This is a genomic window from Marinoscillum sp. 108 (assembly GCF_902506655.1).
Classification (GTDB): Bacteria; Bacteroidota; Bacteroidia; order Cytophagales; family Cyclobacteriaceae; genus Marinoscillum; species Marinoscillum luteum.
The window spans coordinates 2,392,755-2,417,801 of the sequence record NZ_LR734808.1; the positions used below are offsets into that span (position 1 = coordinate 2,392,755).

Below are 25,047 nucleotides of genomic sequence, written 5' to 3' on the forward strand. Positions count from 1 at the left end.
TCGAACTCTTGACTTTAGAAACTTGGAAAGCATTCAAGTATTTGCACCGGCCTCAGTGGCCAACGTAGGACCGGGTTATGACACTTTTGGCTTTGCCATAGAGCAGCTGGGAGATGTGATTACACTTACCAAACGAAATGATCATAAGCTGAAGGTACTGAAGGCAGAAGGTGCCGACCTTCCGACCGATCCTAAAAACAATGTGGCCACCGTGGCCATCCAGTCACTGCTGGACTATCTGGAAAGTGATCAGGGCATGGACGTGCACATTAAGAAAATATTCAAACCGGGAAGCGGCCTGGGAAGCAGCGCCTCCAGCGCCTCAGGTGCGGTGTTTGCGGCCAACCACCTCCTGGGCAACCCGCTGAAACTCGAGAAACTCCTTGATTTTGCGTTGGAGGGTGAAGCACTGGCTTCCAAAAGTTATCACGCCGATAACGTAGCCCCCTCCCTGCTCGGGGGCTTTCAGGTGGTGCGGAGCTACGAGCCTCTGGAGCTGTTCCGCATTCCCACTCCGGCCGCATTGCGGGTGCTCATCATCTTTCCGGATGTGGAAATCAAAACCTCAGAAGCCAAAGGATTAATTCCCAAAGAACTCTCCGTGAAGGATGCCCGTGAGCAGTGGGGCAACGTGGGCGCACTGATCCACGCCATGCATAGTGAGGATTATTCGCTACTTTCCCATGCGGTAAGGGACCGGATCGCTGAGCCTGTCAGAAAACAGCTGATCCCAGAATACGGCAAAGTCAAGCAAACGACCCTCGACTTTGGAGCTGTGGGTTTCAATATTTCCGGATCAGGGCCCAGCATGTTTGCCTTTTTCAAGAGTTCGGAAGCTGCCAAGGCCTGTATGGTTAAAATTGAAAAAATGTACCAAAAGGTGAATCTCCCGGTCATGCTGCATTTGACCAAAATCAATCCAAACGGGTGTCAGATCCTTTAAAAGAACCGAATTCAAGATGAAATTTTACTCCACCAATGGCCAGTCCAGTCCGGTATCGTTTAAAGAAGCAGTCATCAAGAGCCTGCCCTCAGACAAAGGGCTGTACTATCCTGAGGAAATACCAGAACTCGATTTCCTGTTTTTGGAAACCCTCAGCTACTACTCCCTTCCTCAGATAGGGTTTGAAGTATTGAGGCAATTCTGCAAGGATGATATCCCTGAGACCAAACTGCAGGAAATCCTGGAGGGGGCGCTCAACTTTGAGATCCCCGTGGTAGAAGTAGAAAAAAACATCCATGCCCTGGAGCTATTTCATGGCCCCACCTACGCCTTCAAAGATGTAGGTGCCCGGTTTCTGGCCAGATGCCTGGGCTATTTCAACGAAACAGAAAATAAGGAAGTCACCATACTGGTGGCCACCTCTGGTGATACCGGCGGAGCGGTAGCCTCCGGCTTCTATGAAGTACCTGGTGTCAATGTGGTCATCTTGTACCCTAGCGGGAAGGTGAGTGACTTACAGGAAAAGCAACTCACTACACTGGGCAAAAACATCAAAGCCATCGAAGTAAAAGGCAACTTTGATGACTGCCAGGCCATGGTGAAAAAGGCTTTTCACGACACTGACATTAATGCAAAGCTCAACCTGAGCTCAGCCAACTCCATCAACATCGCCCGATGGCTACCTCAGTCGCTCTACTACTTCGAGGCATACAAGCAGCTCCAAAAAGATAAGCTGGTGGTGTCCGTGCCTTCGGGAAATTATGGCAACATCACGGCCGGTATGCTCGCCAAAAAAATGGGTCTGCCCATTCATAGATTTATTGCTGCCAGCAATGCCAACGACGTGGTGCCCAGGTACCTCATCGACGAACAATATTCGCCCCGGCCTACAGTACCTACCCTATCCAATGCCATGGATGTGAGTGATCCAAGCAATCACCCCAGGATGCTGGAACTGCACGAAAAGAGTTTCAAAGACATCATCAAACACATCTCTGGCTTCACCCTCAGCGATGAGCAAACCCTGAAGGTCATGAAAGAATGCGATCAGGAAAACAACTACATCCTGGACCCGCATGGGGCCATTGGGTATGCAGCCCTGAAAGCTGGTCTACAAAAGAAGGAAACAGGCCTCTTCCTGGAAACCGCCCACTATAGCAAGTTTCTCAGCACGGTAGAGCAGGCACTGGGGAAAGAAATACAACTGCCCGATTTCGTATCTGAACTCATGAAAAAAGAGAAAGAGGCAATCCTGATCAACAATGATTACGAGGCTTTTAAGGCATTTTTAATGGAGTAATCTGATACTTTCCAGATTCTTTATTTCAAACAGGCCTGTAGATCGGCCAATAGTGAACCCTAATCAAAATGAACCAATCCAATATCCTCGACATCCCCAGAGTATACCCAAAACTGGAAGCCAGGTGCAGCGAAATTGGCTTCACCATGCCCTCTGATATATACATAGGAACACTGCTGAAATCCCTGATTGCCTCCAAGCCAAATGCCCGGGTGCTTGAACTGGGCACAGGCATGAGTCTATCACTCGCCTGGATGGTGGAGGGACTGGATGAGCATTCGGAGTTGATCAGTATTGACAATGATCCTCAACTTATTAAAATAGCCAGGGAATTTTTCGCCAATGAGCCCAGGGTGAGCCTAGTCTGTACTGATGGAGCCGATTGGATAAAAAGTTATCAAGATGGGGCTTTTGACCTAATCTTCGCAGATGCATGGCCGGGTAAATATAGCGAACTCAACGAAACGCTCAGCCTCTTAAAAGTAGGTGGTATCTATGTTATAGACGACATGAATCCTCAGCCCAACTGGCCGGAGGGACATGCCGCCAAAGCAGAAAAACTGACCGCCTATCTCGAATCAAGAGAGGACTTTACTATCACAAAGATGAACTGGTCAACAGGCGTCATTATTTGTACCAAAAGGTACTGATGAGCATTGTGTTCAGAGGCTCAGGATTAAGGAATGTACTGCATATCGAAGCGTCCATCGGTTATCCGAACTGTATCCTGGCAATCTTTGGAATAGGCATCAAATTCAAATGTACCAGCCAGTAAATAATCTAGTGAGTCTAATTTTGATATATATATATATATGTATCCTTGAAATATACTAGAAGTTTCATATATACAATTTCCTATTTGATTATCATACTTCCCCTTATGTGTTGTAGCATTGTCTAATTGGTATTTTTCACCCTCCTTGATTGTATTGCCAATAAACATGGATACATTTTCATCAACTTCTGAGTTATCAATTTCCCCTGACAGAGAAAGTGCTCTCTGATTTATACCCTGATATATTGCTGACATTCGTGACGTATTCGTCACAACAAACGCCTCCCCATTTACCAGGCATCCGAAGGTATTCTCCCCTGTAGTAGTCAGAGGCGGGAGTTTTTCCAGTTCCGTAGGTTCGTGAATACCCAGGCCCAGGTCGCAGGAGATGCACAGGCCGAGGGAAATAAACAGGACACACACAATCAATACTCTCATAGATAATGGTCTGGCATTCAAAGATAGATAAAGACCCCAATTGGAAGCCAATGGTTGTGTGAAGTTTGGCAGTGGTAGGTGGTAAACTTCACCTCCAAAGTAGGGTTTTTTGAAGGCCTCCCGTTTTACACTCAACTAATCGGAAATCCAACCTATGATGAGTGTAAAAAAAGCTGCAGGCCTGGTGGGCCTTCTTCTTATCCTCCAGATCCCCTCTCTGGCACACAGCGAGATGGCAGGTCAGTTGATCTTTGAGAATTTCAAGAACGAACTCTACGTCAAAAGCATCATCGACAAGCGCATGCTCAGCCTGGCCCTGATGCAGGAAGCAGACTGCACGCCCGATCAGATGATTTCTATCTGTGGAGATGAGTACCTCCAAGAGCACATCCAGATCACCGTCAATTGTCAGCCGGTCACTTATGAGAAGGTGTCTGTGACCCTGGAGAAAAACGCAGTGGTCTATTCCTACCGAATGATCAAAGCGGATGAACCCATCACTTCGGTAAGTGTCACCAGTGATTTTCTACTCCGATACAACGAACATGCCTTTGTTCGCGCCCAGTTCGCCATCGATAACATCAGCAAATCATTTGACCTAAAGGCCTCAAAGAAGACCATTGAAGCCAACTTCATTCAGCCATAAACCAGCTTTCTAACCCGCAACCCCTGACTTATGAAAAAGTTGATCCTGTTAATAGCCTGTATGCCACTCTTCACCTACGGACAGACCTGTGTGCCGGAGGACATCTATGCGGTGGAAGATGCCAATGCCGTATGCTACGAAATTGTGGACAATGTCCGATATTTCCATACCAACAACTATCCTGACCACACAGACAGTTACAATTCGCCCTTTGATCTCCTCACCAGTGATACGGAGTATGCCATGTGTGCGTACCCCGAAGAGGCCAGCGAGCTCACACCGCTGTATGAGGAAACCGAAACCACCAAAGGTTGTACTTTCACCTACACCTTCGGTGTGGGGGTGAATGGGGTAAAATATGACCCCAGCTCTGCTGAGTATTTTGAAAACACTTCCACTGGCGAAAATAACATCGACTGGCACGTAGAAGCCCGCTACATTTTTAGCGCCAATTTTGGCAATAATGGCGGCCACCTCAACCCTTTTGGAGAATACCACTACCACGACGTACCAGCAGATTATTTCGCTGATGACCTGAGCATTAATGGCTCGGCACACTCTCCGATCGTGGGCTACTCGGCAGACGGTTTTCCTATGTATTACAAATACATTTATTCAGATCCTGAGGACAATACCAGTGCCATCATGGAGGCTGCTTCCGGGTTTACACTAAAAACTGGCACGCGCCCGGGAGATGGTGTATCGGCTCCAGATGGAGACTACACAGGCCTCTATTATGAAGATTATGAATATTTCTTTGCCAACACCGTCCTCGACGAGTGCAACGGCCGGTATGGGGTCACTCCGGAATATCCCTATGGCACGTATTACTACGTGCTCACAGACTCCTATCCCTACATCCCCAGATGCTTCAAAGGAACATCTGTAGATAACACCTTCCGGGTGGGACCAGGCCCCTCGTGTCCTGAATCTTCCGCCGCCACCGACTGTGCTGTGGCAGTAGCTGGCTGCATGGATCCATTTTCAATGAATTATAATGCCAATGCCAATGTAGACGATGGCAGTTGTACCTATTCCTCTACCTGCGAAACCAGCATTTCGATTGCCTCAAAGGACAATGCCTCCTGCTTTGGAGAATCTGACGGATCAGTGACGGTATCTGTCACCGGCTTTGGGGATAATCCCACCTACGAATGGACGGGTGGTGGCACCTCCGAGACTAAAACCGGACTGGCTGCTGGCACCTATACTGTGACAGTCTCTGGCGATGACTGCACAGATGAATTGGAAATAACCATCACCGAGCCCGCTGAGATCACTTATTCTGTGTCTGCTACTGATGCCACTTGTGGTGGCGGTACTGACGGCACTTTAACATTCACAGCTTCAGGGGGAGCAGGAACTGATTACCTCTTCAGCATCGATAATGGCTCAACCTTTCAGAGTTCCGGTCTCTTTGAAAATCTGGCCGCGGATAGTTATTCGATCCTCATACAGGAAACTTCCTCTGGTTGTGAAATCACTGCCTCGGGTACGGTGGGCGAATCAGGCGCACCTGATGCTCCTGCTACTTCAGGAGATGCCAGCTACTGCTTTGGTGATACCCCCAGCGCAATGACCGCCACGGGGGGAAATGGTACCCTCACCTGGTACGCAGATGCCAACCTGGCTTCACCACTGACCACCGGAGCATCATACACCCCATCAGACGCAGTAGGCACCACCATCTACTATGTTACCGAGACCCTGGACAACTGTGAAAGCGCAGCTTCATCCATTAGCATTACCGTCAATTCCCTGCCGGAAGTGCAGGCCACTGCAGACAATACGGCTATCTGTGCCGGAGAATCCGTAACACTCAGTGGCACCGGGGCGGCTACCTACGTTTGGGATCAAGGGATACTTGATGGTGAATCCTTCACCCCCGAAGCAACCACCACCTACACGGTCACTGGTACTTCAGCAGAGGGCTGTTCATCATCTGATCAAATAACCATCACGGTCATGGAGCTGCCGGAGGTGACTGCATCGGCTTCAGCCACCACTATATGCGCTGGAGAATCGGTAACACTTTCCGGCTCGGGGGCGCTTACTTATGCCTGGGATCAGGGTGTAGAAAATGGAGTGGCCTTTACCCCAGCGCAGACCACCACGTATACCGTCATCGGGACAGATTCGGGAGGGTGTAGCGCATCTTCCGAAATCACCATCACCGTGCAAAGCGCGAGTGTAGAGGCTAGTGCCTCTTCAGAAAGTATTTGTCTGGGCGAATCAGTAACCCTTTCCGGTTCGGGAGCACTTTCATACAGCTGGAGTGATGAGGTCACTGACGGAGTTCCCTTTTCACCCACAGAAACAAAAACCTATACCTTAACCGGCACAGGAGAAAACGGATGTACAGCCACGGATGAAATCACCGTAGTGGTGAATACGCCACCCACTACAGTCGCCAACGCTTCATCCACTACCGTTTGCAGTGGAGAGGAAGTCATCCTCACCGGAACTGGCGCCAGCACTTATGCCTGGGATCAAAATGTAATCAATGGGGAGGCTTTTACCATCGAGTCCACTACCACCTTCACGGTGATCGGAACGGATGCAAATGGCTGCTCCAGCACAGATGAAATCACAATCACCGTGAATGAAGCACCGCAAATCAGTGCCACAGCCAGCTCAATGGAGATTTGTGCAGGCGAAGAGGTAACACTCAATGGCTCTGGAGGAGCCACCTATGAATGGGACAATGGCATCACTGATGGAGTGCCCTTTGCCCCTACTCAAACAACCACTTACACGGTGGCGGGAACTAACGATAACGGCTGCACAGGCACTACTCAGATCACCATCACCGTCAACCAGCCCCCAGCCGTCTTGGCCAATGCTTCTGCCACCACCCTCTGTAAAGCTGAAAGCCTGACCCTCACAGGATCTGGCGCCGCTAGTTATACCTGGAGTGACGAAGTGGAAGATGGTGTACCCTTCACCCCTGAAGCAAGTGGTGTTTACACAGTGACAGGTACTGACAACAATGGCTGCTCCGCGAGTGCTGAGGTCACCATTACCGTGATCGACCTGCCCGCTGAAATCAGCCTGGATAATTCTACGCTGAGTGCAAGCACCCTGACTGGGCTTACCTACCAATGGGTGAATTGTGCGGATAACAGCATCATCGATGGCGCTGTGTCCCGAGAGTTCGTTCCCGACCGAAGCGGAAGCTATGCGGTCACCACCAGCATGGATGGGTGCTCAGTTACTTCATCTTGTATAGAAGTAAGCGTTACGGTATTGCAATCCAAACCACCTCAGGAATCCATAGGAATCTATCCCAATCCGGTGACCGAAAGGCTGTTCATTTCGAATCCAACAAATGAGATTCAGCTGGTGGAAGTTATCAACCTTTCGGGTGAGCTGATGGTCAGAAAAACAGACATTCATCAAACGCTCACCCTGGATGTATCCAATTGGAAAACAGGGATTTACCTGATACATATGATCTCCGGGGAGGGTGAATCCTGGACCCGGGTGGTCAGAGACTAAAGACAAATGTTGCGGTGATAAGACGTCATCGGGTATTGTGGCTGCCCGGTGCGTCTTTATCTCCATCTCTGAACCATTATTCAATAAGATCACTTTCAGCCAGCAGCTTCTGCCCGTTCAATGGATTATTTTTTTCCGGTTTACTGACCAAAATTTTTACCTTTGGTAGCCAACCACTCTACCTATTTCATGAATCACCAATCGGTCTGTGAGGAGCAAACCTTTCATCAGGTGCATAGTGACCACTCTACGTCACTGAGAAATTTCCTGTTTTACAAGTTCGGTGACCTGGAAAAGGCAAAAGATTTTGCCCAGGACGCATTCATCAGGCTTTGGGATAATTGTAGCAAAGTTCCTTTTGAAAAAGCCAAAAGCTATTTATTCACCATTGCCAACCGGCTCTTTCTGGACGATGTGGATCATCAGAAAGTGGTTCTGAAATTTCAGTATCGGCAGGGTACCACAGAAAAACAAATGGAGACAAACCCAGAATACATCTATCAGCACGATGAATTCAAAGAGCGGCTGGAACTGGCTGTATCAGAGCTACCCGACAAGCAACGGGCGGTTTTCCTGCTCAGCAGAATAGACAAAATGAAGAATAAAGAAATAGCCGAAACACTTGATATTTCGCTGAAAACAGTAGAAAAACACATCGCCAGCTCTCTTCAAAATCTTAAGGGCAAACTGGATGAGCTAACCAATTCAAAATTGTAGGTAGGGTTTATGGAGAGGTACCCGTTTCACTATTAGACATAATCTAGGTCCAAATGGCTGACAATGAACATAATGATCAAATCATCAAATGGCTGAACGGTGAGCTCCCCGAGGAGCAACTGATGCAGGAGATAGGCGCAGACAATCTGCTAAAATATAAGCAGATCATTCAGGAGGTGGATCAGTGGACTCCGGACAACGAGTCCGTGATTTTCGATCCTGCGGTGGTCACCAAAAAAGGCAAGGTGATGACCATGACCAGGCGGATGTCTCTGTCTGTAGCAGCTTCGGTCGTGTTGGTAGCGCTTTTCAGTATATGGATGCTCCGATCCGATCGCACTGTCCATTTTACCAAAGCTGGTGAAACCAAGCAAATCACCCTGCCAGATGGACTGTCTATCGTGACACTGGCGGCCAATTCTAAAGTATCCTGGACGGAAGACGACTGGAATTCATCAGAAAGACGACTGCAAATAGATGGCAAGGGCTTTTTTCAGGTGGAAAAGGGCACTCCCTTTTCAGTGGCTTTTCAAACTGGCGAAGTAACTGTGCTGGGTACGTCCTTTGAAGTGTCAGAGTTCGACGAATCTTTCCAGGTGATCTGTTTTGAGGGGAAAGTAAGGGCCACCGATAAAAATCAGGGATCGCGAATAGTATCTGCAGGTGAAGGCTATCTGTATCACCATGACCAATGGGAAGAAAAACTCAACGTCACGGATACCCAACCTTCCTGGCTTCAGGAGGAAACCAAATTTGACAATGTGCCTCTGGCCATGGTGCTGAAAACCCTGGAAAACGAGTATGACATACAAATCATCAAAAACAATGTGAAGCTGGAGCGTAGGTTTACGGGATCTATTCCTAATAAAAACCTCACCCTCGCTTTGAAAATCGTTTTTGACCCTCTGGGCATTTCCTACGAAATGAAAGAAAGTAAACTCACACTTAGTGAATAACACAAGGGTATGATCAAAACGCTTTTGGTATCACTGGGACTCCTCTCCACCATGTGGGTGGTCGGACAGTCCACTGATCACATGTCGCTGACCACTGCTCTTAACAGTTATCAAGAGCGAAATGAGATAAAATTCTCTTACGATCCCGAGTTGCTGGAGCAAATAGCTATGCCCAAGGGCCTGGACACGCTGAGCCCTGCCAACTTCATCAGGTTCATTGAAAATCAGTACCCCCTCAAGGTAAGTCAGGTACAAGACGCATATTACACCATCGCACTCACGGAGCGTTTGTACTCCATCAGCATTTCTGACTCGGTGGATGGAAAAACGATCGCTCCATCCCAGGCTACCGTCCTGGTCAATGGGCAGCCCATAGCCAGCACAGTGTCTGCAAACCAACTTGATTTTCTCTATAAACCCAACCCTACAGATCAGGTAGAAATATATGCCCTGGGCTACAACCGCAAACCCATCTCCTTTGAGCAACTGATAAACAAGAAATCAGTAGCACTTAGCCTCCATCCCCAGATCATTGAATTGCGTGGGGTGATCATAGAGGATTACCTAACCAAAGGGATTAACATGAACCCGTCCAACCAGAGCATTTCTATCAAAGTGTCAGACCTTCCCCTGCTTCCGGGCGAAACTGACGGTGATATTTTTGCCTCTCTGGCAGCCCTCCCGGGCATTACCACACCAGACAACCGGCCGGGTAACCTTTTCATCAGGGGGAGTTCTACAGACCAATCATTGATCCTTTTCAATGACATCCCCATCTATCACCGTGGACACTACTATGGGACTATTTCGCCCTACAACCCCAAAATGGTGGATGATGTGAAGGTATACCGAAATGGCTTTCACCCTAAAATGGGCGGCCGTGTAGGTGGTGCCCTGGAGATCAACTCCACAGATGAGCCACAGAAAAACCTGAATGCCGGCTTAGGATCCAATACCCTCTACGGAATGGGCTATGCCAAACTGCCTTCCAAAAATAAAAAAACAGGCTTCTCGGTAGGTGCCAGAAGATCTTATCCTTATTCTTTCAGTTCCCCAAAACTCAGGTCCATCTCTCAAATGGTCTTCGCTGGCTCCGCGCTCCTTGACTCTGCTGGAAACCTGCAGGAGGATATCGATGTGCTCTTTGAAGATTATGTAGGAAAAATCACTCACCAGGTGAATGACAATAATCTACTGACACTCACTTCCGTCTATTCGCGATCTGACGTGGCCTATAAGGTTTCTCAAAAAAATTCGGATGAATCCAATCGGATTGAAAATCTGGGACTTAACCTAAAGTGGAAATCGGTGATTAACTCCAGGTTGGTATCCAGGTTCTCGGCCACCTCTTCCGACTATCGGTTTGCCTTCAGAAACCTGATCACTCCACCAAAATCAGCAAATCTGAGATTGCTGGAAATCTACTCGACCAACGAGCTTACTGACTTCCGTATTCGGGAGGAATTTTCTCTGGATATGGAACAAGGAAACCGACTGCAATTTGGGGTGGACTATAAGTATCAGAACGCCTATTACGATTATCAGGACATTCCTGTACGAGATACCATCGTGCAAACCCGCGGCGCTGACCAATATGCCCATACGGCCTCCCCTTTTGTGAATTTCGAATGGAACTCATCCAAAAAACTGTACGTCCAGATAGGTGCCCGGGCCAACTACTATAGCAAGCTGAATGACCTCAAAGTGGCCCCACGTATTTTCATCAACTACTTTGCCAACAAGCAACTCACGGTGAAAGGTTCTGCAGGATGGTACTACCAGTACCTGAGCCAGGTAAAGGTTCTGGAGTTCAGTGGTGGTGGGTTTGACAATGAGCTTTGGTTACTCGCCGATAATAAGGATACGCGAATAATCAATGGTTTTCAATCTATGACCGGGGCCATACTCAACCTGAAATCATGGATTATTGACTTGGAAGGGTACTACAAGACAGCAGATAACATCTCCTACTACAGCGCCGGGAGGTTTTCATCGCGCGGGGAGTTTTACTTTGCTTCGCATCTGATGTATGGTGCAGACCTGTTGATCAAGAAGCAACTCAGCAGCAATGCTTCTGCTTGGGTAGGGTACTCATGGGCCGAATCCAAAATCATGGTGGATACGATAAGCGACACCCGTTTTGAGTCCCAATTTAGTCAACCACATGTATTTTATGTTGGGGGTTCTTTGCAGCATGGAGGATGGAAATTTTCACTCGGCTGGAACTACGCCTCCGGCCAGTATGCCAGGTCGTTCCGCGTGAGTGAGGCTGAAACCAGCTACTACAGGTTTGTTAACCAACTACCCCCAGATGCGCCACGACCAATTGATAGCTATACCGACCTGGCAGACAGGTACCCGGCAGTGCACACCCTGAACCTCTCTGCCTCCTATCAACTACCTAAAACTGAAGATCGAAAATGGAGCTCTACCTTCGGCATCTCACTGATCAATGTGTACAACCAGCAAAACCTCACGGACAAAGCCGTTCGGGCAGGTAGGCCAACAGCCTTTCTGGTCGATCGTTATGCCATTGGCTTTGCGCCCAATCTGATGATCACTGTGGAGTGGTAGTGCCTATAACCACTTAACTTTTTCCTCTATTGGTTTTCTTTTGATCCGGCCACTTGGCGGGTTGGCGTAGCCCATGTAAAACAGGCCTATGCAGCGCTCTTCTTCTGCCAGCGGCTCAAACTCTGAAAAATACTCCAGCAGATCGGGTGTACTCCAATAGCAACCAATGCCATAGGCACAGGAGGTAACCCACATGTTTTGCACGGCCATGGCCACAGAAGCAACCTCTTCCCACTCGGGCACTCTTTTCCTGGGGTCACGCTGCATGCATATGGCGATCAGGGCCCCGGCTTTCTGAGGGTTCATCTTTAACTTTTCGTATTTGGCCACCGAGAACGACTCCAGGCCATGGAGTGACCTATACTTTTCCGCCATGAAGGTGCCAAATTTTTTGAGGGTAGCACCTTTCATGACTTTAAATCGCCAGGGCTCTGTGAGCTTATGTGTGGGTGCCCAGTTGGCGTTTTCCAGGATGTTTCGGATAATCTGATCCGGGATTACCTTATCTAAATATTGATCCGGATATACAGACCTTCTGTTTTGCAATAGCTGGTGCACTTCTTCAATCGTCATGTCGCAAAATTATAAGCCTCAGGCTAGAGTAGTGCCGTATTTATCCATGAATTTCTCAATCTTATTTAAATGTAGTCCGGTAGCATTGACTTTATTAAATGTTTGCTTCATTCTTAAGCGGATAAGCCTTTATATTTGCAATCCAAAATTGGAAATGCACTCGTAGTTCAACTGGATAGAATACCAGATTTCGGCTCTGGGGGTTGAGGGTTCGAATCCTTCCGAGTGCACAAAATAGTGAAAGCATCTTCATTAGCGTATGGAGATGCTTTTTTTGTTTCAAATGTATTTTCGGGAAGGATGAGAACCGTTTGAAATGAGCGCAGCGAATTCACGAGGGGCCAAGCGCATGGATGTGCGTATGAGTAAATGAGCGCAGCGAATTCACGAGGGGTAGCGCGCATGGATGTGCGTATGAGTAATCCTTCCGAGTGAACAATTGGAGAAGAGGCTATCCCAAAAGTATTTGGGATAGCCTCTTTTGTTTAAGAATATGTTTATTTGCCGTGTGCAGCAATGGCAACATGATTAAATTTCTCCCACTCGATCAATCTTTCAGCATAAACCTGCTTGGTTCGTTGCAGACCAACTTTCCCTAAAAAGTATCTCAATGGAGGGTTATCAGAATCAATTAGTTGAAGGATAGCAGGAACTGTTGCTTCCGGTATTCCAGTTGCCGGCGCTTGCATGCCCTCATTGGCTGTCAATGCCGACCTTACAGAGTCATAGTCAGAAATAGGCTGACTCAATACTGCGGAATCACCTGCAAAACTTGTTGCATAACCATTCGGTTCTACTAAAGTCACATGTAAACCAAAGCGTTCTACCTCTTGAGCTAGAGCCTCACTTAGCCCTTCTACTGCAAACTTGGTAGCACTGTATAATCCGAGGGTTGGAAGGGTCCAAAGGCCTAGAACGCTAGATAATTGAATCAGGTGACCATTTCCTTGCGCTCTGAATAATGGCAAAACAGCCTGTGTCACCCATAATGTTCCAAAAAGGTTTACATCAACAACTTCTTTAGCGTCCTTCTCTGATAGTTCTTCGGTAGCTCCAAACACGCCATAGCCTGCATTATTGATGACAACATCCAAAACTCCCCAACGTGCATGGGCTTCTTTTACCGTTTCGAATACTGCATTTCTATCAGTGATATCTAGCGATAATGGCACAAATGCATCAGAATACTGCGCTTTCAATTCATTGAAACTTGTAATATCTCTGGAAGTGGCAATCACGCGATCTCCTCTTTGTAAGAGTGCTTCAGTCCAGAGCCTCCCAAATCCTCTGGAAGCTCCGGTTATAAAAATCGTTTTCATTTATATTGTATCTATGTATTGTTATATCATTTAATGACCATGAGCTTTAATGCTCACATCTTTCCAATGGTGAATTTGTTGAAGCCTACTGTTTAGTGATTGCTCTACAGCTGCATAAGCTACTTTACCAAACAATAGGCGAAGTGGTGGCTCGGGATTGTCAATCAAGTCAAGAACAGGTGAAATGGTAGCCCCAGGCTTGCCCCATGAAGAGACATCTTCTCCTGCTGTTGCAAAAGCATCTCGAACCGGCTGATAATCAGTAATCCCACTTTCGGTTTGTACTGCAGAAGCCCCAGCCCAGTCGGTTGCATATCCATTTGGTTCTATCAGCGTGATTTTAATATTCTGATGCACAACCTCAGTGGCGAGTGTCTCACTGAGCCCTTCCACAGCAAATTTGGATGCATTATAGAGGCCTAGCATTGGTAACGTTGTAAGTCCAAGGAAGCTGGAAACCTGTATGATATGACCACTTTTCTGTGATCGCATTACTGGAAGAATCGCTTGTGTTACCCATAGTAAACCGAAGAAATTGGTTTCCATCTGTGCACGGGCTTGTTCTTCTGTCGTTTCTTCTACCGTTCCAAATAGACCGTATCCAGCATTGTTAATAAGAACATCTATTCTCTCAAAGTACTTCAGAGCTTTGTTCACAGCATCAATGCTGGCATGACGGTCAGTCACATCAAGTTGAAGGGGAAGGAACCGATCCTTGTATTGTTCCTTTAATCCTTCAAGATCTGTCAGGTTTCTAGCGGTCGCTACGACCCGGTCTCCTCGCTCAAGGAGAGCCTCTGTCCAGAGCCTTCCAAATCCACGAGAAGCCCCGGTTATAAAAATAGTCTTCATTTCGACTTTTGATCTATTGATATTATTTGTTGGAATTGGAGGAGTCTAATCCTTCCTTCAGTACAATGGCAGCTTGTATAATTGCTGTTTGAACCGCCGGAACATGCGCAAGTGGGTTGAGTAGACCATAATCATGGATGAGTCCCTGATAGCGAGTAAGTGTAACTGGTACCCCAGCCTCGCTCATTTTTCTGGCATAAGCTTCGCCCTCATCTCTGAGAATATCATTTTCCGCAGTTTGAACCAAAGCTGGTGGCAGACCTCTCAACTCTTCAATGGATGCATGTATAGGTGTTGCATACTTTTCTTTTCGTTCGTTAACATCCGTCGTATAATTGTCCCACATCCACTTCATCAAACTGGTAGTAAGAAACCGCTCCTCTCCGAAAGACTCATAAGATGCCCTTGAGAAATCGGAATCTGTCACTGGCCAGAGTAAGATTTGCTGACTGATAGTTGGTGTCCCTTTATCCTTTGCCATCAAGGCCACTACTGCCGCCATATTTCCACCAACACTATTTCCAACTACCGCAAGACGACTGCCATCTACACCAATCTGACGTCCGTTTTTTGCCACCCACTTTGTGGCTGCATATGCCTGATTGATTGCTTTAGGATATTGCGCCTCTGGCGATGGAGTATAATCAGGAAATACAGCTACTGCACCACTATTTACTACCAGGTCCCTTACTAATCTCCTATGAGTGGCATAGTCTCCTAAAACCCAGCCTCCTCCATGAAAAAACATGAATACCGGTGGGTTTGCGTCAGCTCCTTCAGGTTTAACGATATGAATAGTTATTGTTTCGCCATCTTGCGTAATGGTTTTTTCTGACTCTTCAATACCAGAATAATCGACTTCCACAGATTGTTGAGCACTGACCAGAACCTGCCTGGCTTCCGCAGGACTAAGCGTCTCCAAGGGCTTGCCTCCACTATTGTTTAACGCTTTCAGAAATTCTCTGATTTGAGGGTCTATGCTAGGGTCATTTTCTGCCGAAATGCTTTGAGCCTTTATCGCCGATACGGATGTTAAAAAAGTTAATAGAAATAATATGAAATTTTTCATCGCTTTATATGTTAAGTTTTAAATTGTACCTTTTAGTACACAATTATTGATTAAAAAGCTCCACCTTTTATGGAGCCAGGTTTTTATTTAAGAGACCAGTGTTGCAGATAACTTTATTTCAAAGCCAAGTGCATTGCTCACAGGAAATATCTTTTCTGCATTTTGTGCTACTTTTTTTTTGAAACTCGTCATTCTCTTTTCCTCGAATGTTTAGTCCGTATTGTACTAATTAGTACAATTTTTCGCACATAAAATCATTATTTAAAATGATCAAGAAAATCATTGGCCTGTACAGCAAATGTCTCCGGATACTGATAAAATGAACCGTGAGCAGCATCAGGGTAATAGCTTAATGTTGCATTGGGAAGTGATTTAAAAAGTACATATGAATTGTTGGAATCCATCATTTCATCATCGCTTCCCTGTACAATGAATACGGGGTGATCAATTTGAGATAAATGATCCTCAACTGGGGGTGTTGCCCATGCTGAAATGGCCTTCATTTGAGCCATAATGCTATCAACACTGGTCTCCACGTCTCTATCATGCTTCCTTGCATTAAGTCTTTGTAATACACTTCTACCTGCCTCACGGCTAGATTCTGAATCTGTGAAGAAAATTTTCAGAAAGCGCTCTTCAGGATCAAGGCTCATTGCATGCTCTATTAGTTGCGCGAATCCTGTCAAAACCTCAGCTCCTTGAGGTGCAGTTCCAACCATAATAATTCTTCTGATCAGGTCAGAATAATAGATACCAAGATGCTGAGCAATGAATCCACCTAATGAAAAACCTAAGACATCTATTTTAGATAAACCTAATGCTTTGATAAACAAAACAGCATCGGCTGTCATAGATTCAACAGTATTTGGCGTATTTCCTCCACTATTGCCTACTCCAACATTATCAAATACGATAACTTCTCTTTCTGCTGCCAATGCATCCATTATCAAAGGATCCCAGTTATCTAACGTGCCAGTAAAGTGTTGAAAGCCTACTAGAGGGACCTTATTTTTGGAATTCCCAAACCTTCGGTAGGCAAAATCAATCCCATTGACCTTTAGGTACTGCGTTGAAGCTTTGGCGAAATGTTTTGTAACTTTTGTCATGGCTAATCTCAATTGAATGTTAAACCTTTTATATCGATGGAAACCAAAACGGGATCCTTGGCATAACTCCCATCTTCATTCAGAATGTATATTCTCCTTTTCGTTCCAGTTTGAATGCCAGAAAATGATTTATAGTTTTCTACAATCTGGGTTGCAGATGACCCTCCAAGCACCTCAGGCCAATAATCATGACGTCTTAGAAAGCCCTCTTCACTATAATAAAAGATCTGCCTTCTGCTATGGGTTGCAAAATCCGCTGGATATATAACCTCGAGCCTTCTTAATACTTCATTTCCTTCCTCCCTAGGCTCTAACTCCTTCACTTGGACTCCAGACATTAGGAAATTGAAAGGAGTAGTCAGGTAGTTCCAAGTCGCATAGCTAGAGAAATAAACCAACTGTAGTTTACTCCATGGGGTCTCGATAGTGTGGCCCTGAAAGGAGTCTTTAGGCTGAAACAAGCTTTCTTCCACCTTATCCCCATCCAAAAGAGAAACTTTTAGAGGACTAAATTCTGAGCTGGTATTTGTACTAAAAATTCCTTTCCATATTCCTTTTTGCTGATGAAGATCCGCTTTGAATTGTACGTCCTTCAAAGGATCATCATGCCCTTTCAATGGCCAAGTTACACCTCCAATATTTAAGTGAGCCTCTAACCCTTGCTGTTGATTCCAGAAATCTGCGCCTCCGTGAAAGTCAATTACTTTTTCTAATAGTTCTGCCGTGTTTTTCATAATTAAAATAGATTTATTTTGTACCAATCAGTACAGTTTAAGTTAAAAAATTTTCATTCCAATATTTCGAGGTTCAATTTTATCACCTCTCTAACTTCCTTTGCACTCCTGCCTGCATTTCGAATCACATTGACTCCAGCCCACAAGCTTTGGAGGTGCAAGCCAATCAACTCAGTTGAAAGTGCAGTTTTTAGGTATCCCGCATTTTTTTCTCGATCAATCGCTTCCATGAATAGTTGCCTGACAACATCAAGCTGATTGGCAGCTACACATTTCAAATGTTCATCATCAACCTGCAAAACCGCATTGACAAAATAGCAGCCAAATTTTCCAAACTGACTTTCCGGATCTGCTACTGCATAGAAAAATTTTCTGATCTCCTCAGTTGGTCTGGCTGAATCCCGTAAGGCCTGCTTAAAGTCCTTCATGTAGTGACTACCAACTCTGTTCACCGACTTTTCAAATAACTCTTGCTTACCACCTTTATATGAATGATAAAAACTTCCTTTCCCGATACCCATCGCTTTAAGTAAGTTTTCAGCCGAAGCATTTTCGTATCCCTTTTCCCAGAAAACAGCAATAGCTTTATCTAGTGCCTGTTCTTCATCAAAAATTTTAGGTCTCCCTGCCATATTCTCCTTATTTCTTACGTAAAGATATAGTATTGTACTATTTAGTACAAAATAGGTTGCATTAAATCTTTACTTTTTTTCAAATCTTTTCTGAAAATCAATTATTTAAGAGAGACAGGGCATATTTAATTGATCTTAGAAGGAGAATATCCAAAGTGTTTTTTAAATGAATAGGAGAAATGAGAGAGATTCTCAAACCCTGACACAAAGTAAACTTCAACTGGTTTTTTATTGTCTTCTTTCAAGAGATAATGAGCTAACTCTAGTCTTTTCTGAATTAGCCACTTTTGTGGCGAAATGTGATAGGCTTTACGAAAATCCCGGTTGAATGTCGCAATGCTGCGTCCTGTCAAATAGCTAAATTTCTTCAATGGCATGTTAAACATGTAATTCTTTTCCATGTAGTCTACAAGATTAACCTTCCCTGGTTCAGAAAAGTCTGTAAGTAGACCATCCACGGCTTTATCGATGGACCGCAATATCCCTATGCCCTCCTCTATTTTTAGTTTCGCTATTTCTTCAGGCAGTTGGCTTTCTAATTCAAAATAAGGCTCAAGGGAAGCAAAATAACTTTCAAGTAAAGCATGTGGAGGATAAGTCTGTATCTTTTTATTCGGTACTTGTGTAGCTAATTGATCGACTTTCGAATAATATACCTTCAATCTTTCGGTTTTAAAGGCTACGGCAATTGATTTATAAGGTCTACCATCTTTTGGACGTTTGATTACCATACACAATTGATTTCGCGGAACAAGTAGTATATCACCTACCCGAAAAGTATAAGTCATGTCTGCCGAAACAATATTCATTTCTCCGGAGATCACCCGAATTAAAGTGTGGTATTCAGCAATTGCTTCAGTTTTGAAATCCTTTTCATCAACACATGCTTGAACAATCTCAGCGAACTTTGCTTCTCTTTTATCCATTTCTAAAGCTTTGATAAATACGTTTTTCTATCACTTAATACACTTACTTCTTTCAAAATAGGTTTTCAAAGATTCAAGGTATTCATCGTTTCTTTTTGAATTGTAGGTATCGGCTATTAATATCAGCAACACTAAAAACAAGAGTCCTATAAAAAATCCTTTCCAGAAATAACTCGGTGTAGCTACCATCAACCATGCCAATATTGTGATGAAACAAGCAAACCCCAAGAAAGCACAGCGAAAAGAAATTCATAACTTTTTCCATTCTTCCTATTTCAGATTGTTGCAATTCCAACTCAGTTTCATCTATACGATTCGGTAGCTCCTTGATCATCATATCATTATAATATTTGTTAGAAAGAATAATAACAATTAGCAGGCCTCCTGAAATCAAAAAACCTGTCGCAATCCCCTTGGATATGGGATGAGCTGAGGCTTTGAAAAGTATCAAAATGCCAGCACCCACGAGGAGTATACCAGCTAGAACTACATATGGCACACCGGCCTTCTCGGCTGTATAATAATTATGAATTTCTTCAATCATGGAATTTTTAAATAAATGTAGGATGGCATGGCATGGAAATATCCATTATCATCCTACATATTGATAAGGACACCTTACTTCTTCATCAATTCTGGAAGAACCATTTCATTCTCGAAATCAGCATAAAAGCTTAAATCTTTCCACTTTTCGGCTTCTTCCCATCTTTTAGCACTTGCTTCTTTTACCAGGTTATATGAATCACTTCCAACCAAAATATGTGAGGGAACTTCATCTGCTTCACTCACTTTAAGGATGATTTCAGCCACCTTTTGAGGGTCACTATTCTCATTTCCCCAATAATTTTCAAGAAATTTAATAGTGTTTCCTACTGTAGGTTCATATTCGGGCAATAGCTCTATGGTGTCCGCATAGGCTCGTTTACCCCAGTTGGTACGCATACCTCCAGGCTCCAGTGCTGTGACTTTCACATTAAAAGGAGCAGTTTCTTGAGCGAGCCCTTCTGTGAAGCCGCCTATCGCCCATTTGGATGCATGATAAGCTGCCTGGCCTGCTACAGCCATTCTTCCACCTCCTGATGATATCTGTATAATGTGGCCACTCCGTTGTTTTCTCATATAAGGCAAAACCTCACGGGTAAGTGTAACAACGCCAAAAAAACACGTCTCAACTAGTTTGCGAAAATCTGCTGCTGGCATTTGCTCAAATGGTCGGTTATCTCCATAACCGGCATTGTTCACCAGTACATCAATACGTCCAAAATGTTTAATGCCTTTGCTAACTACTTCTTTGGCCTGACCTTCATCCGTAACATCCAAAGTTTTCACAAGTATCTGATCTCCATACAAAGATTTCAGATCTGATAACTGTTCAACTTTCCGTGCTGTAGCTACCACTTGATGTCCAGATTTTAGAGCTGTTCCTACTATGTTTCTTCCAAGTCCATTCCCGCTTCCGGTCACGAACCAGACTTTACTGTTTGTTTCCATTTTACTATTGATTTATATAGCAAAATTAGAAGTGGCCCTAGTATGAGACTTTGTTGAAAATATCAAGTTTACTTTGTTGAGCGGATCAACCTGTATAGTTTAATAGTTTGCAGCATCCTTTGTGGTTTAAAAATTGAGGTTGCGATATCTCCTTAGCATTTTGAATTGTGCTTTTAATCAAGTTTGGCGTCAAGAATCGAGTAGTGCCAGATATGAAGTGGCATGAGCAGCTAATAGTATGTTTTGCAGGATAATGCCACAATCAAGACTACTGACGTGATAAATGTCAGGGCGAAACCAAGGCAATCAGAAAATAATGTGCTATTCTTTTCATCTTAATAATATTCAGTAATTATTACTCAAGTCCTGGAGCCAGAGGCCAGTCAATCTCAAACCCGACAAGGTTATGTATGTAGTTAGCCATGGTTCGGCCTCCGGCCAGTACCACTACATCGATCATGTTGGCTTCAGAATATCCGGCTTCAAAGAATTGCTCTTTCGTTGCCTCGGAAACCTTTCCGTTTTTGGAGGATAATTCAAGGGAAAACTCAGCCAATGCATGAAGCTTGGGATCAAACGTTGCTGACCCTTTTCGTATCTCTAGTATCTGTTCATCGCTAAACCCTCTTTTCAATGCCAGTTGTGTATGTGCAGAAACACAATACTTGCAGCCATTGTATTGGCTCACCACCAAATTCACCACTTCTTTTTCTTTGGCATTCAAGCTGGACTTTCTGTTTTCCAGAGCGAGAAGATCTGTTAGCGCTGTGGCGTTTTTTGCATAGTATGCATACAGATTTGGCACAAAGCCGATACGTTTCTCTAAGGTGTCAAAAAGTACCTGATCGCTGGCAGACACATCGTCTCTGCCTGGAATAAGATATTTTTCCATGATTTTAAATTGTTTTGATAATAGTAAATGGGAACCTTAAAGCTTCACAACTCCCAGTTGCTGAAAGAGGCTCAGGTTATCTTCCAAATGCCAGTTTTCTACAATTTTGCCATCCTCAATTCGGAGGATGTCGATAGCGTTAAACTCAATAGGTTTTCCACTTGGCGCTACTCCGGCAAAAGCCCCCAGATGGGTTCCACTAAATACCATTCGAATAGTTACCTTATCCTTTGTTATAAGTAAATCCTTCACTTCGCATTTCAAATCCGGTACGGCCTTTCTGAATGCATCGGAAGCAAAACTTGGTCCCCCCGGTCCCTGCGGGCGACCTTCCGGGAGGGTTCTATCCATAAACTTCTCCGAGATAGACCTGTCCAGATATTCCTGTTTACCTGTATTCCAGAAAGCATAGAAATACAAGGCTGTTTCTTTTAGCTTATTGGCTTCTTTGGTTGATAGTCCGCCATCAATTGAAACCCGGTCAGGTATGGGAATATCATTATGAGATTGAGGTTTAAAGCGATAAATGTAATAAGGCGGTTTACCATCATCTTCCCCTCCTGTAAATGCAGGTGTGGTATTAAGCTGATTAACCGAAATATAAAAAGAGCCGTCTGGAGCGAGATAGGCATTGTCCGGCCATTTTAATTGATCATCCTGAATAATATGCTCAAGCGTACCATCAGGATTTAATCGAGTGATAGCATGCGCAGTGAGATTAGTGAAATAATGATTTCCCATACCATCAGAAGATGCTCCGTCACTTATTGGTTTTTCACCTACTCGTACAATACTGCTTTGAATAGACTCATCACTGGCGCCATCTCGAAAAAGTTGTGCATCCAGACTATACCAATTGGTTCCATTCATTGCTCCGAAAAAGACTGTATTACCATCAGGACTGATGGTTATTGGGTCGACGGCTACACGGGCTGGTTTCCCACCAAAATAAACCAATTCCCCATCGATCACCATATCGACATCTTCGGCTTCCAGTTCTTTAGCTCCTCCAAGTCTTCGGGTATTTTCGGTGGCTAAGTCCATGGCTATAATGCCCGGATTGTTGATATCTGCCATATATGCCCATTGGTGTTCATGATCAATGGCTACATCCTGTATAAAGCTACCTTTTGGGGCTACACTTTCGGGTAGCTCGATTTTTCTAAGAACTTTCCTTTGATCAATATCAAAACACCAAAGTCTGGTTTTACCCAGCTCTTGCCCCATATCAATCACCCAAAGCTTGTCTTCTTTATCAAAGATCAATCCTAAGGGAGAGTCCAGCATTTGGTCGTTTGCTGGGTTTTCATTCTTTTGAAGCGACTTGGCTGGAAAGGGTTCAAATCGCTTTTTACTCTTAATTTCTATAAGCTGAAGATTTCTACTGCCAAGGCTATGGATGGTAGCAAAAACGCGCCCTGATTTGGAAACTGCAACGTCTCCGGGTCTTATGGGCAGCTCTGCAACGATTTCAAGAGATCCATTTTGCCCAACGACCTGATTGATAATACTTAAGCAAAGTATTAGTAGGATTATAAATTGATTGGTTTTCATTTCTTTCTAAGTTGATTTTAAAAAAGGCTGATGAAATCCTCATATCGTAAGAGCTGGGGATAGCTTCAGCCTATGACATTTTAATCATTAAGGGTTACCACTAATTTTCCAATGACATGTCCGGTTTCTTGAAGTTCATGGGCTTTTGATATTTCATCGAATGGGAAGCTTGCTGATACGTGTGGCTTCAAATATCCATTTTCGAGTAATCCAGCAAGAGCCTTCATGTCTTTGCCACTTGACTGTACCAGAAAGAAGAAGCCATTGACTCCTTTGTCCTTTGCCTTTTGCGATACTTCCGCGTTCAGACCGGTAGGAATACTAATGATGGTTCCACCCGGCTTTACTACCTCAAGCGATCGGTCAATATTTTCACCACCAATGGTATCCAGTACAAAATCGATATCCGAAGTTGCTTCCTCAAATTTCACAGAGCGATAATCAATATGTTCATCTGCCCCCAGACCCAAAACAAAATCTCGATTAGCGGCTGAGGAAGTGCCTATCACATAAGCACCTAGATGTTTAGCTAGCTGAACAGCAAAATGGCCTACACCTCCAGAAGCTGCATGAATAAGAACTCTGTCCCCGGCCTTAACAGGATATTGATGGATCATCGCTTGATAAGCGGTAAGCGCTGCTAAGGTTGTTACCGCAGCTTCTTCATGGCTGATCTCACTGGGCTTTAATGCCAATTGATTTGCAGGAGCTGCCACATATTCCGCATAGGCCTGTCCATGACCTGGGAAATTAACCATTCCAAATACTTCATCACCAACTTCAAATTCTTTAACAGCACTACCTGTCTTGGTCACCACTCCAGAAATATCCCACCCAATTACTAAAGGGGAGTGATCCTTCAGTCGACCATATACTCCTTTTCCAGCTCGGGTTTTTACATCTACAGGATTGATACTAATCGCTTTGACTTGTACGAGTACTTCATCATCCTGAATTTTAGGAGAATTGACAAAAGTCACCTGTAGTTGTTCGATTCCTCCAGGCTCGTCCAGTATAATTGCTTGCATTTCTTTATTGTTTTTGGTTTGTATTCATAAACGACAAAAAACACCGATGGATTGGGTGATATTCGGTACATATTTGATATAAATCAGTACTTTTACTACTTCACTGATTACTTATGAAACGGGAAACATTATTTCAGCCATTCGAAATCGTGACGAAGACAGTAGATGAATGTCCTAAGCTTGAGCATATGCATATGTTCTTTGAGTTGGTCTATATCATGGAAGGAACTGGTCAGCAATGCATCAATCAAAATAAGTTTCGATATCATCCCGGACATATGTTCCTGATTACTCCACAGGATTGTCACTCATTTGATATCGAAACCACTACTACATTCTTCTTTCTTAGATTCAATGATATTTATATCAAACAAAGTGGCTTGTGGAAAGATAAGATTGAACAACTCGAGTACATTTTACAAAACGTCAGCCACAAACCAGGCTGTATACTAAAGAACCAAACAGACAAACAATTGGTCAAACCAATGGTGGATGCAATTATACGGGAGTATGTGAATAGGGATTTATACAACAAGGAATTGATAGAACACCTGGTAAATACGATGATTGTGGTGGTGGCAAGAAATATTGCTAAATATCTTCCAGATACGGTTGGTGAACATACAGAAGAGAAAGCCATGGATATTTTGCAGTATATCCATAAACATATTTATGAACCCGAAAAATTAAGAGCTAAAGCAATTAGTGATGAATTCGGAATATCTGAGTCATATTTAGGACGATATTTTAAAAAACACGCTGAAATTAGCTTACAGGAGTATGTTTCAAACTACAGAGTTCAGTTGATAGAACACCGACTGAAACATAGCGACCTTCGAGTTGGCGAAATAGCTAATTCACTTGGTTTTTCTGATGAGAGTCATTTGAATAAGTTTTTTAAGAAGGCCACAGGATTAAGTCCTGTGGCATTTCGTAAGGAATTCAGAAAGGAAATAGCGCAATTTTGACCATCTAAGAGGTAAACTATGGCAGGTATATGCACTCTTTTAAATATGTTGAGTGG

General features: G+C 44.4%; 23 protein-coding genes and 1 tRNA gene. 10 read left to right on the plus strand and 14 right to left on the minus strand.

Annotation, left to right across the window (positions count from 1 at the left end):
• Positions 1–22: 22 nt before the first annotated feature.
• From GV030_RS09540 to GV030_RS09550, 3 genes are all read left to right on the plus strand, one after another.
• Positions 23–943 carry a homoserine kinase gene (locus GV030_RS09540; RefSeq protein ID WP_159582077.1) on the plus strand — a complete coding sequence of 307 codons (921 nt, stop codon included), beginning with the start codon at positions 23–25 and terminating at the stop codon, positions 941–943.
• Between the two features lie 16 nt (positions 944–959).
• The gene (gene thrC / locus GV030_RS09545; protein WP_159582079.1) at positions 960–2,243 is read left to right on the plus strand and encodes a threonine synthase; all 1,284 of its coding nucleotides are present in this window, start codon (positions 960–962) and stop codon (positions 2,241–2,243) included.
• Positions 2,244–2,311: 68 nt separating this feature from the next.
• The gene (locus tag GV030_RS09550; protein ID WP_159582081.1) at positions 2,312–2,893 is read left to right on the plus strand and encodes an O-methyltransferase; all 582 of its coding nucleotides are present in this window, start codon (positions 2,312–2,314) and stop codon (positions 2,891–2,893) included.
• Between the two features lie 26 nt (positions 2,894–2,919).
• Here GV030_RS09550 and GV030_RS09555 read toward each other — a convergent pair whose 3' ends face one another.
• Positions 2,920–3,456 carry a DUF6252 family protein gene (locus GV030_RS09555; protein WP_159582083.1) on the minus strand — a complete coding sequence of 179 codons (537 nt, stop codon included), beginning with the start codon at positions 3,454–3,456 and terminating at the stop codon, positions 2,920–2,922.
• A 154-nt stretch (positions 3,457–3,610) separates the two neighbouring features.
• On the opposite strand from GV030_RS09555, the gene GV030_RS09560 reads away from it, so the two are divergent.
• The 5 genes from GV030_RS09560 to GV030_RS09580 all read left to right on the plus strand — a co-directional run bounded on the left by GV030_RS09560 (position 3,611) and on the right by GV030_RS09580 (position 11,847).
• Positions 3,611–4,102, plus strand: coding sequence for a hypothetical protein (locus GV030_RS09560; protein WP_159582085.1), 492 nt, complete (start codon positions 3,611–3,613; stop codon positions 4,100–4,102).
• Between the two features lie 30 nt (positions 4,103–4,132).
• Positions 4,133–7,600, plus strand: a complete 3,468-nt coding sequence (locus GV030_RS09565) for a YHYH protein (protein WP_159582086.1) — start codon at positions 4,133–4,135, stop codon at positions 7,598–7,600.
• Between the two features lie 189 nt (positions 7,601–7,789).
• Positions 7,790–8,317, plus strand: a complete 528-nt coding sequence (locus GV030_RS09570) for an RNA polymerase sigma factor (protein ID WP_159582088.1) — start codon at positions 7,790–7,792, stop codon at positions 8,315–8,317.
• A gap of 53 nt (positions 8,318–8,370) precedes the next feature.
• Entirely contained in the window at positions 8,371–9,273 is a 903-nt protein-coding gene (locus tag GV030_RS09575) for a FecR family protein (RefSeq protein ID WP_159582090.1), read from the plus strand.
• Between the two features lie 9 nt (positions 9,274–9,282).
• Positions 9,283–11,847 (plus strand): TonB-dependent siderophore receptor, encoded by a 2,565-nt coding sequence (locus GV030_RS09580; RefSeq protein ID WP_159582092.1) that lies wholly within the window; start codon positions 9,283–9,285, stop codon positions 11,845–11,847.
• Between the two features lie 3 nt (positions 11,848–11,850).
• Here the strand turns inward: GV030_RS09580 and GV030_RS09585 are convergent, their stop codons facing one another.
• Positions 11,851–12,420: a nitroreductase gene (locus GV030_RS09585; protein WP_159582094.1), complete on the minus strand. Its 570-nt coding sequence runs from the start codon at positions 12,418–12,420 to the stop codon at positions 11,851–11,853.
• 156 nt (positions 12,421–12,576) lie between these two features.
• On the opposite strand from GV030_RS09585, the gene GV030_RS09590 reads away from it, so the two are divergent.
• Positions 12,577–12,650: transfer RNA gene (locus GV030_RS09590), tRNA-Arg, on the plus strand.
• Positions 12,651–12,917: 267 nt separating this feature from the next.
• On the opposite strand, the gene GV030_RS09595 is transcribed toward GV030_RS09590, so the two are convergent.
• The 12 genes from GV030_RS09595 to GV030_RS09650 form a co-directional block, all read right to left on the minus strand.
• Positions 12,918–13,739, minus strand: coding sequence for an SDR family NAD(P)-dependent oxidoreductase (locus GV030_RS09595; RefSeq protein ID WP_159582095.1), 822 nt, complete (start codon positions 13,737–13,739; stop codon positions 12,918–12,920).
• A 30-nt stretch (positions 13,740–13,769) separates the two neighbouring features.
• Complete coding sequence (locus tag GV030_RS09600) at positions 13,770–14,591, minus strand: SDR family NAD(P)-dependent oxidoreductase (RefSeq protein WP_159582096.1); 822 nt, start codon at positions 14,589–14,591, stop codon at positions 13,770–13,772.
• Positions 14,592–14,613: 22 nt separating this feature from the next.
• Positions 14,614–15,660 (minus strand): alpha/beta hydrolase, encoded by a 1,047-nt coding sequence (locus tag GV030_RS09605; RefSeq protein ID WP_159582097.1) that lies wholly within the window; start codon positions 15,658–15,660, stop codon positions 14,614–14,616.
• 257 nt (positions 15,661–15,917) lie between these two features.
• Complete coding sequence (locus GV030_RS09610) at positions 15,918–16,766, minus strand: alpha/beta fold hydrolase (RefSeq protein WP_159582098.1); 849 nt, start codon at positions 16,764–16,766, stop codon at positions 15,918–15,920.
• An 8-nt stretch (positions 16,767–16,774) separates the two neighbouring features.
• Positions 16,775–17,500, minus strand: coding sequence for a hypothetical protein (locus tag GV030_RS09615; RefSeq protein WP_159582099.1), 726 nt, complete (start codon positions 17,498–17,500; stop codon positions 16,775–16,777).
• 53 nt (positions 17,501–17,553) lie between these two features.
• Positions 17,554–18,132, minus strand: a complete 579-nt coding sequence (locus GV030_RS09620) for a TetR/AcrR family transcriptional regulator (RefSeq protein ID WP_159582100.1) — start codon at positions 18,130–18,132, stop codon at positions 17,554–17,556.
• 125 nt (positions 18,133–18,257) lie between these two features.
• Positions 18,258–19,058 carry a helix-turn-helix domain-containing protein gene (locus tag GV030_RS09625; protein ID WP_159582101.1) on the minus strand — a complete coding sequence of 267 codons (801 nt, stop codon included), beginning with the start codon at positions 19,056–19,058 and terminating at the stop codon, positions 18,258–18,260.
• Between the two features lie 82 nt (positions 19,059–19,140).
• A complete protein-coding gene (locus GV030_RS09630) occupies positions 19,141–19,602 on the minus strand; it encodes a hypothetical protein (protein ID WP_159582102.1) in 462 nt (153 codons plus the stop codon).
• Positions 19,603–19,676: 74 nt separating this feature from the next.
• Complete coding sequence (locus GV030_RS09635) at positions 19,677–20,549, minus strand: SDR family NAD(P)-dependent oxidoreductase (protein ID WP_159582103.1); 873 nt, start codon at positions 20,547–20,549, stop codon at positions 19,677–19,679.
• A 355-nt stretch (positions 20,550–20,904) separates the two neighbouring features.
• The gene (locus GV030_RS09640; RefSeq protein ID WP_159582104.1) at positions 20,905–21,441 is read right to left on the minus strand and encodes a carboxymuconolactone decarboxylase family protein; all 537 of its coding nucleotides are present in this window, start codon (positions 21,439–21,441) and stop codon (positions 20,905–20,907) included.
• Between the two features lie 36 nt (positions 21,442–21,477).
• Positions 21,478–22,995 (minus strand): L-dopachrome tautomerase-related protein, encoded by a 1,518-nt coding sequence (locus GV030_RS09645; protein ID WP_221413325.1) that lies wholly within the window; start codon positions 22,993–22,995, stop codon positions 21,478–21,480.
• Between the two features lie 80 nt (positions 22,996–23,075).
• Positions 23,076–24,023, minus strand: coding sequence for an NADP-dependent oxidoreductase (locus GV030_RS09650; protein WP_159582105.1), 948 nt, complete (start codon positions 24,021–24,023; stop codon positions 23,076–23,078).
• 113 nt (positions 24,024–24,136) lie between these two features.
• On the opposite strand from GV030_RS09650, the gene GV030_RS09655 reads away from it, so the two are divergent.
• On the plus strand, positions 24,137–24,991 hold the full coding sequence (locus GV030_RS09655; RefSeq protein WP_159582106.1) for an AraC family transcriptional regulator: 855 nt from the start codon (positions 24,137–24,139) through the stop codon (positions 24,989–24,991).
• The last annotated feature ends 56 nt before the right edge of the window (positions 24,992–25,047 follow it).

Excerpts from the sequence above, each read along its gene's own strand:
- GV030_RS09655 (WP_159582106.1), top strand. The coding sequence starts at position 24,137 with ATGAAACGGGAAACATTATTTCAGCCATTCGAAATCGTGACGAAGACA.
- GV030_RS09560 (WP_159582085.1), top strand. The coding sequence starts at position 3,611 with ATGATGAGTGTAAAAAAAGCTGCAGGCCTGGTGGGCCTTCTTCTTATC.
- GV030_RS09640 (WP_159582104.1), bottom strand. The coding sequence starts at position 21,441 with ATGGAAAAATATCTTATTCCAGGCAGAGACGATGTGTCTGCCAGCGAT.
- GV030_RS09645 (WP_221413325.1), bottom strand. The coding sequence starts at position 22,995 with ATGAAAACCAATCAATTTATAATCCTACTAATACTTTGCTTAAGTATT.
- GV030_RS09600 (WP_159582096.1), bottom strand. The coding sequence starts at position 14,591 with ATGAAGACTATTTTTATAACCGGGGCTTCTCGTGGATTTGGAAGGCTC.
- GV030_RS09585 (WP_159582094.1), bottom strand. The coding sequence starts at position 12,420 with ATGACGATTGAAGAAGTGCACCAGCTATTGCAAAACAGAAGGTCTGTA.
- GV030_RS09550 (WP_159582081.1), top strand. The coding sequence starts at position 2,312 with ATGAACCAATCCAATATCCTCGACATCCCCAGAGTATACCCAAAACTG.
- GV030_RS09630 (WP_159582102.1), bottom strand. The coding sequence starts at position 19,602 with ATGATTGAAGAAATTCATAATTATTATACAGCCGAGAAGGCCGGTGTG.
- GV030_RS09580 (WP_159582092.1), top strand. The coding sequence starts at position 9,283 with ATGATCAAAACGCTTTTGGTATCACTGGGACTCCTCTCCACCATGTGG.
- GV030_RS09620 (WP_159582100.1), bottom strand. The coding sequence starts at position 18,132 with ATGGCAGGGAGACCTAAAATTTTTGATGAAGAACAGGCACTAGATAAA.
- GV030_RS09635 (WP_159582103.1), bottom strand. The coding sequence starts at position 20,549 with ATGGAAACAAACAGTAAAGTCTGGTTCGTGACCGGAAGCGGGAATGGA.
- GV030_RS09610 (WP_159582098.1), bottom strand. The coding sequence starts at position 16,766 with ATGACAAAAGTTACAAAACATTTCGCCAAAGCTTCAACGCAGTACCTA.
- GV030_RS09625 (WP_159582101.1), bottom strand. The coding sequence starts at position 19,058 with ATGGATAAAAGAGAAGCAAAGTTCGCTGAGATTGTTCAAGCATGTGTT.
- GV030_RS09555 (WP_159582083.1), bottom strand. The coding sequence starts at position 3,456 with ATGAGAGTATTGATTGTGTGTGTCCTGTTTATTTCCCTCGGCCTGTGC.
- GV030_RS09575 (WP_159582090.1), top strand. The coding sequence starts at position 8,371 with ATGGCTGACAATGAACATAATGATCAAATCATCAAATGGCTGAACGGT.
- GV030_RS09615 (WP_159582099.1), bottom strand. The coding sequence starts at position 17,500 with ATGAAAAACACGGCAGAACTATTAGAAAAAGTAATTGACTTTCACGGA.
- thrC (WP_159582079.1), top strand. The coding sequence starts at position 960 with ATGAAATTTTACTCCACCAATGGCCAGTCCAGTCCGGTATCGTTTAAA.
- GV030_RS09650 (WP_159582105.1), bottom strand. The coding sequence starts at position 24,023 with ATGCAAGCAATTATACTGGACGAGCCTGGAGGAATCGAACAACTACAG.
- GV030_RS09595 (WP_159582095.1), bottom strand. The coding sequence starts at position 13,739 with ATGAAAACGATTTTTATAACCGGAGCTTCCAGAGGATTTGGGAGGCTC.
- GV030_RS09570 (WP_159582088.1), top strand. The coding sequence starts at position 7,790 with ATGAATCACCAATCGGTCTGTGAGGAGCAAACCTTTCATCAGGTGCAT.
- GV030_RS09605 (WP_159582097.1), bottom strand. The coding sequence starts at position 15,660 with ATGAAAAATTTCATATTATTTCTATTAACTTTTTTAACATCCGTATCG.
- GV030_RS09565 (WP_159582086.1), top strand. The coding sequence starts at position 4,133 with ATGAAAAAGTTGATCCTGTTAATAGCCTGTATGCCACTCTTCACCTAC.